The sequence below is a fragment of the Amaricoccus sp. genome (assembly GCF_036846665.1).
In the GTDB taxonomy this organism is placed as follows: Bacteria; Pseudomonadota; Alphaproteobacteria; order Rhodobacterales; family Rhodobacteraceae; genus Amaricoccus.
On sequence record NZ_DAIUBO010000205.1, the window covers coordinates 1 to 6,909 of the forward strand.

Genomic DNA, 6,909 nt, shown 5'->3' on the forward strand with positions numbered 1-6,909 from the left:
TCGCGACCCAGAACCCGATCGAGCAGGAGGGCACCTATCCGCTGCCCGAGGCGCAGCTCGACCGGTTCCTGCTCCAGATCGACGTGGGCTATCCCGACCGGGCCTCGGAGCGCGAGATCATTCTCGCGACCACCGGGATCGAGGAAGCCTCCGCCGAGCCGGTCTTCGATGCGGCGAGCCTGATCGCGGCGCAGCGGCTGATCCGCCGGCTGCCGGTGGGCGAGGCGGTCGTCGAGCGCATCCTCGACCTGGTGCGCGCGGCGCGGCCCGGTACCGAGGACACCCATCCGGCGGTGCGCGACGCGGTGAGCTGGGGGCCGGGGCCGCGCGCCGCCCAGGCGCTGATGCTGGCGATCCGGGCGCGCGCGCTGATCCAGGGACGGCTGGTGCCGGGGGTGGAGGACGTGGCCGCGCTCGCCCACCCGGTGCTGATCCACCGCATGGCGCTCGGCTTCGCCGCACGGGCCGAGGGCCAGACGCTCGACGCGCTGATCGCGCGGCTGGTGGGCGAGGCGACCGGCGCGGAGGCGGCGGCATGATCGAGCCCCGCCTTCGCGGCAGGGAGAAGCCCCAGGGCGCGGTCGGGCTGCGGCGCGATGCCGAGAAGATCGCCGGCGCGCTGCCGCCGCTGCTGGCGGAGGCGGAATTCCTCGCCGGCAACGTCGCCATGGGCGTGCACGGCCGGCGGCGGGCCGGCCATGGCGAGAATTTCTGGCAGTACCGGCAGGCGGTGCCGGGCGACGCGCGGTCGATGGTCGACTGGCGGCGGTCGGGCAAGTCGGACCTGCAGTTCATCCGCGAGATGGAATGGGAGGCGGCGCAGACCGTCTGCTTCTGGGTCGATGGCGCGCAGTCGATGGACTTTCGGTCCGATCCGGGCGCGCGGTCCAAGCGCGAGCGGGCTGCGCTGCTGGCGCTGGCGCTTTCGGTCCTGCTGATCAAGGCCGGCGAGCGGGTGGCGCTGATGGGCAGCGCCGCCGCCCAGCCGCGCAGCGGGCGGGCGCAGCTCAACCGTCTGGCGCTGGAGCTCGGCGGCGAGCCCGCCGATCCGCGGCCCGATTACGGCGCGCCGCCGCCCGACCGCATGCCGAAGGGCGCGCGGGCGGTCTTTCTCTCCGATTTCCTCGGGGATCCCGAGGCGCTGACCCCGGCGCTGGCCCAGGCCGCCGACCGCGGCGTGCACGGCGTCTTCGTCCAGGTGCTCGACGAGAGCGAAGAGGTCTTTCCCTTCGACGGGCGGGTGATCTTCCGGAGCATGGGCGGGGGAACCGAATTCGAGACCCAGCGGGCGCGGGCGCTGCGCGAGGCCTATGTCCGGCGGCTGGCGGAACGTCGCGCCTATCTGCAGGATCTGGCGCGCCGGCTCGGCTGGCGCTGCCTCTTCCATCGCACCAGCCAGAGCCCGCGCGCGGCGCTGCTCTGGCTCTACATGGCCGTGGGCGAGCGCGCATGAGGCGGGCATGAGCATCGGGCCGGTCGCCTTCCTCGCGCCCTGGCTGCTCCTGGGGCTGGCGGCGCTGCCGATCCTCTGGTGGCTCTTGCGCGCGGTGCCGCCGGCGCCGGCGCGGCGGGCCTTTCCCGGCGTGCGGCTGCTGCTCGGGCTCGACGATCCGGAGCGCATGCCCGAGCGCACGCCCTGGTGGCTGCTCGCCCTGCGCATGCTCGCGCTGGCGGCGGCGATCGTCGCCTTCGCGGGGCCGGTGCTGAACCCGCGCGCCGAGGGCCGGGGCGGGCCGCTCCTGGTGCTGCTCGACGGCGGCTGGGCCGATGCGCCGGGCTGGAACGCGCGCATGGACCGTGTCGCGGCGGCGCTGGAGGACGCGGGCCGCGAGGGCCGGACGGCGGCGGTCCTCTCGCTGGCCGCGGCGCCGCCGGCGGAGGGCGGGATCCCCTGGCGCGCGGCCTCGGAATGGCAGGGGCGGCTCGCGGGCTTCGCGCCGCAGCCCTGGGCGCCGGACCGCAGCGCCTGGGCCGACTGGATCGCCGGTGCCGAGGCCGGGGATTTCGAGACGCTCTGGCTCGGCGACGGTATCGGCGACGGCGGCGACGGCGGCGAGGGCGCGCTCGCCGAGGCGCTGCTCGCGCGCGGGCCGGCGACGCTGGCGCGCGCCGGGCGCAGCGCGCTCGCGCTGACCCCACCCTGGCTCGAGGAGGGCGCGCTGCGGGTCCGTGCCCTGCGGGCCGAGGCCGCCGGAGCGGCGCCGGTCGGCATCCTCGCGATCGGGCCGGATCCGAACGGCATCGAACGGGTGCTGGGCTCGGCGACGGCCGAATTCGCCGCGGGTGCCGCGAGCGTCGACGTGCCGGTCGCGATGCCGATCGAGCTGCGCAACCGGGTGGCGCGGCTGCAGCTCGCCGAGGGCGCCTCGGCGGGCGGGGTGGTGCTCGCCGACGATGCGGTGCGCCGGCGCAAGGTCGGTCTCGTCTCCGGGCGGGCCGGCGGCGAGGGGCAGGATCTGGTCGATCCGCTGCATTACCTGCGCAAGGCACTGGCGCCCTTCGCCGAGGTGGTCGAGGCGCCCTTGGGCGAGATGCTCAACACCGCGCCGGACATGCTGATCCTCGCCGATGTCGGGGCGATCGGGGAGGCCGAGCGCGCGCTGCTGATGCCCTGGATCGAGGCCGGCGGCCTGCTGGTGCGCTTCGCCGGGCCGCGGCTGGCGGCCTCGGGCGCGGGGCAGCTCGAACCCGACCCGCTGCTTCCGGTCCGCCTGCGCGCCGGGGGGCGGTCGGTGGGCGGGGCGATGTCCTGGGGCGCGCCGCGCAAGCTGCGACCGTTTCCCGAAGGCGGCCCCTTCGCCGGGCTGGCGGTGCCGGAGGACGTGGACATCTCTGCCCAGGTGGTGGCACAGCCCGATCCGGACCTGCCGGAACGCGTGATGGCCAGCCTCGAGGACGGGACGCCACTCGTGACCGGCCGGGCGATCGGCGACGGGCGGCTGGTGCTCTTCCACGTGACCGCGAACGCCGATTGGTCGAACCTGCCGCTCTCGGGGCTCTTCGTGCAGATGCTCGAGCGGCTGGCCCAGAGCGCCGGCGGCCTCGGGCCGGCGCCCGAGGCGGTCGAGGGCGGGATCTGGACGCCGCTCCAGGTGATGAACGGGTTCGGCGAGCTTGAGACGCCGAGCCTCGTCTCTGGGATCGAGGGCGCGGCGCTGGCCGGGGACCGACCCTCGGCGGAGATGCCGCCAGGGATCTACGGCAGCGGCGAGCGGCGGGTGGCGCTCAACGTGATGCGCCGGGACGACCGGCTCGCGCCCATGGCCGGCCTGCCCGATGCGCTGGTGCAGGAGGCGCTCGACCGTCCCGCGGAGCGCCGGCTCGGCCCGCTTCTGCTGGCGCTGGCGCTGGTGCTGCTCGCCGCGGACGTGCTGGCGACGCTGCGCGTCTCGGGCCGGCTCGGCAGCGGAAGCGCAAGGGCGGTGGCGCGCGGCGCGGCGCTGGTCCTGCTCGCCGCGGGGCTCGCGGGCGCGGCCGGATCGGCGGCGCGGGCGCAGGATGCGAGGTCGGAGGCCGCCGCGCTCTATGCCGCGAACCGCACGGTGCTCGCCTATGTGAAGACGGGGAATGCCCGCGTGGATGCGGTGAGCGAGGCCGGGCTGCGGGGCCTGAGCCGGGCGCTCTTCGACCGCACGGCGGTCGAGCCCGCCGAGCCCGTGGGGGTCGATCTGGAGCGCGACGAGATCGCGCTCTATCCCTTCCTCTACTGGCCGGTCACCGAGGGGCAGGCGGCGCCTTCAGATGCCGCCGCCGCGCGGCTCAACGATTTCCTGCGCTTCGGCGGCATGATCCTCTTCGACACGCGGGACGCCGATCTCGGCGGCAGCCTGGGCGGGACGACCCCGAACGGGCGGGCGCTGCAGCGCATCGCGACCCGGCTCGACGTGCCGCCGCTGGAGCCGGTTCCGCTCGACCACGTCCTGACGCGGACCTTCTACCTGCTCCAGGACTTTCCCGGCCGGTGGGACGCCTCGACGGTCTGGGTGGAGGCCGCGCCAGCGGCCGAGGAGGTCGAGGGCATGCCGTTCCGCAACCTCAACGACGGGGTGACCCCGGTGGTGATCGGCGGCAACGACTGGGCCTCGGCCTGGGCGATGCAGGAGAACGGCCAGCCGATGTATCCCGTGGGCCGCGGCATCGCCGGCGAGCGCCAGCGCGAGATGGCGATCCGCTTCGGCGTGAACCTGATCATGCATGTGATGACGGGCAACTACAAATCCGACCAGGTGCATGTGCCCGCGCTGCTCGACCGGCTGGGACAATAGGGCATGTCGATGGTCGCCTTCGATCCGCAGCTGCCGCTCGGGCTGATCGCCGGGCTCGCGGGGCTGAGCCTCGCGGCGCTCCTGCTCGCGCTCTGGCGGGGGCTGGCCGGCTGGTGGCTGCGCGCGCTCGCGGCGCTGGTGCTGCTGGTGGCGCTGGCGCAGCCCTCCTGGCGGCAGGAGGACCGGCTGCCGGTGGCCGACATCGCGCTGGTGGTGATCGACGAGAGCGCCTCGAACCGGATCGGGCTCCGGCCCGACCAGGTGACGTCGGCGCTCGAGGGGCTCGGGGCGCGGCTCGACCGGCTGGTGGAGACCGGCGGGCTGGAGCTGCGCGAGATCCGCCTGCGCGACCGGGGCGAGGACGGGACGCGGCTCCTCGGCGCCCTGGCCGAGGCGGCGGCGGAGATCCCGCCCGACCGGATCGCCGGCGCGATCCTTGTGACCGACGGGCAGGTGCATGACGCCGATGCGCTGGCGGAATTCCCCGGGCCCGTCCATGTGCTGCTCAGCGGCAGCGCCGCGGATTGGGACCGCCGCATCGTGATCGAGACGGCGCCGGCCTTCGCGATCATCGACGAGCCGGTCAGCGTGACCCTGCGTGTGGAGGACATCGGCGCGTCGCCGGAGAGCGGCGGGTTCGTACCGCTGACCATCGCGCTCGACGGCACCGAGCCCTTGCGCTTCGACGTGCCGGTGGGCGAACCGGTCACGCTGCCGGTCACGCTCGGGCGCGGCGGGGCCAATGTGCTGGAAATCGCCACGCCGCAGGTGGCGGGCGAGCTGACCGAGCGCAACAACGCCGCCGTGGTCTCGATCAACGGCGTGCGCGACCGGCTGCGGGTGCTGCTCGTCTCGGGCGAGCCCTATCCCGGCGAGCGCACCTGGCGGAACCTGCTGAAATCCGACAGCGCCGTCGACCTGGTGCATTTCACCATCCTGCGCCCGCCGGAGAAGCAGGATTTCGTGCCGGTCTTCGAGCTCTCGCTGATCGCCTTCCCGACCCAGGAGCTCTTCATGGAGAAGGTCGACGAGTTCGACCTGATCATCTTCGACCGCTACAAGCGCCGGGGAATCCTGCCGAACGATTATTTCGAGAACATCGCCCGCTATGTGCGGGACGGGGGCGCGCTGCTGGTCGCCGCGGGCGAGGATTTCGCCGGCGCCGAGAGCCTCTACCGCTCGCCGCTGCGCGGGGTACTGCCGGTCCAGCCCACCGCCCGGGTGGTGGAGCGGGGCTTCGCGCCGCGCATCCCGGAGCTGGGCCATCGCCATCCGGTCACCGCCGACCTCGAATCCCATGCCCCGCGCCCGCCGGCCGCGGACGGCACGCCGGGCTGGGGCCGCTGGTTCCGCATCGTCGAGCTCGACGCCCCGGAGGGCGAGGTGGTCATGACCGGCCCGGACGACCGGCCGCTCCTGGTGCTCGACCGCCAGGGGGAGGGGCGGGTCGCGGTGCTGGCCTCCGACGAGGCCTGGCTCTGGAGCCGCGGCTACGAGGGTGGCGGGCCGCAGCTCGAACTGCTGCGCCGGCTGGCCCATTGGCTGATGCAGGAGCCGGAGCTGGAGGAGAACGTGCTGCTCGGCGGCGGCGACGGCGGCGACGTGGAGGTGACGCGCCGCACGCTCGAGGCCGAGATCCCGACGGTGACCGCCACCAGCCCCTCGGGCGAGAGCGAGGAGGTGGCGATGAAGGAGGTGGCGCCGGGGCGCTGGGAGGGCCGGATCGAGGCCGCCGAGCACGGCGTCTGGCGGCTGGAGAACGGCGATCTCGCGGCGGTGGCGGTGGTCGGGCCCTCGGCGCCGCGGGAATTCGAGAACCCGGTTTCGGACGGGGCGGCGCTCGGTCCGCTGGCGGCCGCGACCCGCGGCGGGATCCTGCGGCTGGAGGACGGGGTGCCGGACATCCGCCGCGTGCGCGAGGGCCGGGTCGCCGCGGGACGCGGCTGGATCGGGCTCGCCGACCGCGACGCCTATCAGCTGCGCGACATCCGGCAGGTCGCGCTGGCGCCGGCCTGGCTGATGCTGATCCTCGCCGTGGCGCTGGCCTTTGGCGCCTGGCGCATCGAGGGGCGGTAGGCACGGGCTTTTTACCCTCGTGCGGCCATGGTAGCATCCTGGCCCCGGCCGGAACCCGGCCCATCGCGGGAGACGCCGATGCAGATGCCCGATCCCGATCCGGCGATCCTCGCCCGCAAGGCCGAGATCGTGGCGAAGCTGCGCGCGATCCTGCCGGAAGACGCGGTGATCTCCGACCCCGCCGAGGTCAAGGTCTACGAATGCGACGCGCTGACCGCCTATCGCTGCCCGCCGCTGGCGGTGGTCCTGCCCCGCACGACCGAAGAGGTGGCGGCGGTTCTGCGGCTCTGCCATGCCGAGGGGGTGCCGGTGGTGCCGCGCGGCTCGGGCACCTCGCTGGCCGGTGGGGCGATGCCGACGGCGGATGCGGTGGTCTTGGGCGTCAGCCGGATGACGGCGGTGCTGGAAGCTGATTACACCAACCGTTTCGTGCATGTGCAGACCGGGCGCACCAACCTTTCGGTCACCGGCGCGGTCGAGGCCGAGGGGTTTTTCTACGCCCCCGACACCTCCAGCCAGCTTGCCTGCGCGATTGCCGGCAATATCGCCATGAATTCTGGCGGGGCGC

At 74.4% G+C, this 6,909-nt stretch carries 5 protein-coding genes; all 5 read left to right on the forward strand.

The features are described 5' to 3' along the window. Positions 1–539: AAA family ATPase (locus V7050_RS16455; protein ID WP_324410853.1), on the forward strand; the 539-nt coding region annotated here is incomplete at its 5' end. Next, a complete protein-coding gene (locus tag V7050_RS16460; RefSeq protein WP_324368943.1) occupies positions 536–1,453 on the forward strand; it encodes a DUF58 domain-containing protein in 918 nt (305 codons plus the stop codon). The genes V7050_RS16455 and V7050_RS16460, both read left to right, overlap by 4 nt. Before the next feature lie 7 nt (positions 1,454–1,460). Next, positions 1,461–4,265: a DUF4159 domain-containing protein gene (locus tag V7050_RS16465; RefSeq protein ID WP_324368942.1), complete on the forward strand. Its 2,805-nt coding sequence runs from the start codon at positions 1,461–1,463 to the stop codon at positions 4,263–4,265. Between the two features lie 3 nt (positions 4,266–4,268). Continuing rightward, positions 4,269–6,341, forward strand: a complete 2,073-nt coding sequence (locus tag V7050_RS16470; protein ID WP_324374129.1) for a hypothetical protein — start codon at positions 4,269–4,271, stop codon at positions 6,339–6,341. A 78-nt stretch (positions 6,342–6,419) separates the two neighbouring features. After that, positions 6,420–6,909, forward strand: a 490-nt coding sequence (locus V7050_RS16475) for an FAD-binding oxidoreductase (protein ID WP_324410855.1), incomplete at its 3' end; no start/stop codon positions are given.

Excerpts from the sequence above, each read along its gene's own strand:
- V7050_RS16460 (WP_324368943.1), top strand. The coding sequence starts at position 536 with ATGATCGAGCCCCGCCTTCGCGGCAGGGAGAAGCCCCAGGGCGCGGTC.
- V7050_RS16465 (WP_324368942.1), top strand. The coding sequence starts at position 1,461 with ATGAGCATCGGGCCGGTCGCCTTCCTCGCGCCCTGGCTGCTCCTGGGG.
- V7050_RS16470 (WP_324374129.1), top strand. The coding sequence starts at position 4,269 with ATGTCGATGGTCGCCTTCGATCCGCAGCTGCCGCTCGGGCTGATCGCC.